Origin of the sequence: Vibrio sp. vnigr-6D03, assembly GCF_002835515.1 — a bacterium.
In the GTDB taxonomy this organism is placed as follows: domain Bacteria; phylum Pseudomonadota; class Gammaproteobacteria; order Enterobacterales; family Vibrionaceae; genus Vibrio; species Vibrio penaeicida.
The window spans coordinates 794-3,053 of the sequence record NZ_PIZL01000058.1; the positions used below are offsets into that span (position 1 = coordinate 794).

The 2,260-nt window shown below is 39.2% G+C and carries 2 protein-coding genes; one reads left to right on the forward strand and one right to left on the reverse strand.

Going from position 1 to position 2,260, the window contains the following annotated elements; genetic code table 11:
* Nucleotides 1-439: 439 nt before the first annotated feature.
* Nucleotides 440-655: a hypothetical protein gene (locus tag CW749_RS28310; protein ID WP_180958506.1), complete on the reverse strand. Its 216-nt coding sequence runs from the start codon at nt 653-655 to the stop codon at nt 440-442.
* Between CW749_RS28310 and CW749_RS27120 the strand changes: the two genes are divergently transcribed.
* Nucleotides 649-1,950 (forward strand): hypothetical protein, encoded by a 1,302-nt coding sequence (locus tag CW749_RS27120; RefSeq protein ID WP_101115592.1) that lies wholly within the window; start codon nt 649-651, stop codon nt 1,948-1,950. The genes CW749_RS28310 and CW749_RS27120 overlap by 7 nt on opposite strands.
* Nucleotides 1,951-2,260: the final 310 nt, after the last annotated feature.

Here is a 2,260-nt window from a genome sequence, read left to right on the forward strand (position 1 = left end):
AGGTTTTGTTGTTTAAGATGTTGTTCATTGAATGCATCCTAAGTGCTTCATTGCCAAGTCAGTTTGTTACTTGTTGCTCTACAACAAACGCTTCAAGCGGACTGCCAACGCGTGGCACTTTAGGTTTGCAGAAATAATTGTGTTTAAGGCGCAATGCGGTAGCCGTTGTATTGTATTGGCAGCCACTTAAGCGGGTGTTATAGCGCTTTGATAATTCAAGGTTTGTAAGGGGTTCGAAAGTTGCTGGCTTCAGTGTTTTTGAGCTTGATTTCTCAACCAAATCCAAGGTGGAAAAGCCATCGCAAACCAAGTTGCTGCAAGCTTTAAAAATCAATTCGGTTCGCTGAATTTTGAAGCTTTGCTCTTGGCGCGTTTTCCTAAATTCTCGACTGAATCGGTGTTTTGGGTTCTGTGGTCTGGTTGCATAAGATTTTGTTGGTTAAGATGCCTTTCGTTGAATGCAAGCTAAGTGCTTCATTGCCAAGTTAAGTCTGTTTGCTTGTATCGCTACAACAAACAGTTCAAGCAGACCAAAAACGCGTGGCATTTTTAGCTTGCGGTGAGTTTTGTGTTTAGGGCAGTTTGCAGAAACCGCATTTGTGCGTTTTTGGCTACTTAACTGGGCGTTAACCGTCAAAGGAGATAAAATTGGCATCACCATTATCAGATTTAGATGAGCTAGTTATCAAATGTCGAGACAAACAAGCTCAGAATTACATTAAAGAAGCTGTATCCTGCTACAAAGCAGGAGCTTTTCGCTCTGCAATTGTATCTACATGGATAGCAGTTTCATTCGATATCATTGAGAAGTTAAAAGACCTAACACTACAGGGTGATAAAGAAGCTGAAATACACTTAAATGCGTTCGATGATGCAAGAACAAAAGGGGATATTAGTCGCTCACTCAAATTTGAGAGAGAAATTTTAGCGATATGTAGAGATAAGCTAGAGTTGATTTCACATGTTGAATTTATCGATCTAGACAGGCTTCAAGAAGATCGAAATCGATGTGCTCACCCTTCAATGACACATGATGGAGAACTTTTTTCTCCTTCTGCTGAACTAGCAAGAATTCATATTAGGTCTGCCGTTGAACATTTGCTTCAGTATCCACCCTCACAAGGTAAAGCTGCTTTAGAGTCGTTGATTTTACTGGTTGAATCAAGTTACTTTCCAAATGATATTGAAAAGGCTGTCGTTGCTTTTGAAAACAGTCCATTTAGAAGGGCTAGGAAGAGTTTAGTCTCAAATTTCGCTACTGTAGTATTAAAAAAATACATTGGTGAACCCGAATATAAAAAGCGCTTGAGCTACTCTGTTGCGTTAAATGCAATTAATGAATTATATCGAGAAGAGTTTTCAGAAGTATTAGCAAGTAAGTTATCCAACTTGCTTAGGCGTTTGGAAGATAAAGAACTCTATAAAAGCCTTTATGTCTTCGAACAAATCCCAGAAAGCTGGGAGTTTATCGATGTAGATGTTCAACATAAAGTCGAAACATATATAGAAAACTTACCTAAAGCGCGTTTGGATTTTTGGGAATTTCTCTTGGTGCATGATAAATTATCAGTCCCAGCTCAGAAAAGGTTAAGTAAAGCTAATCGCTCTGAATTGGATGAGCCTTTATTCTTTGAGCCTCCCGAAGCATTCTTAGAAAGAGTAATCGAACTTTATGCTAGTTCGGGTAGCTTCGATCAAGCTAACACATTTGCGACAACAGTTATTCGATATGCAGGCGATTACTCTTATAGCCAAGTAAATAGGATTGTTTTTGGTTGTGGTAAAAATGACCAAATTGAATACAGTTTTGAAATAGGCAATGTAATTAATGCTCTTCGTCGGAACAAATTTGTAGATGATGAGCAAATCAATAACTGGTTAAAAGAAGCCAACTTACCCAAGTATGTCAGAGAAAAAGCGGTAGAAGAGGTCGCTGAAGAAGACGGTTAACAATCTGTTTAAGAGTGATTCGCAACGCTTGGCATTTTTGCTATGCGTTAAGTTTTGTGTTTAAGGTGGTTTGCGGGAGCTTCGGTATTGCGTTGCTCACACCTTAACAGGGCGTTATAGCGCTTTGATAATTAAAGGGTTGTAAGGCTCTCGAAAATTGCTGGCTTCAGTGTCTTTGAGTTTGATTCCTCAACCAGTATCAAGGTGGAAAAGTCGTCGCAATTCAAGTTGCTGAGAGCTTTCAAAATCAATTCGGTTCGCTGAATCTTGAAGCTTTACTCTCGACTCGTTTCCCTAAATTCTCGACTGA

Bases quoted from the DNA above. Each gene is read 5' to 3' on its own strand.
- CW749_RS28310 (WP_180958506.1), bottom strand. From the start codon at position 655: ATGCCAATTTTATCTCCTTTGACGGTTAACGCCCAGTTAAGTAGCCAA.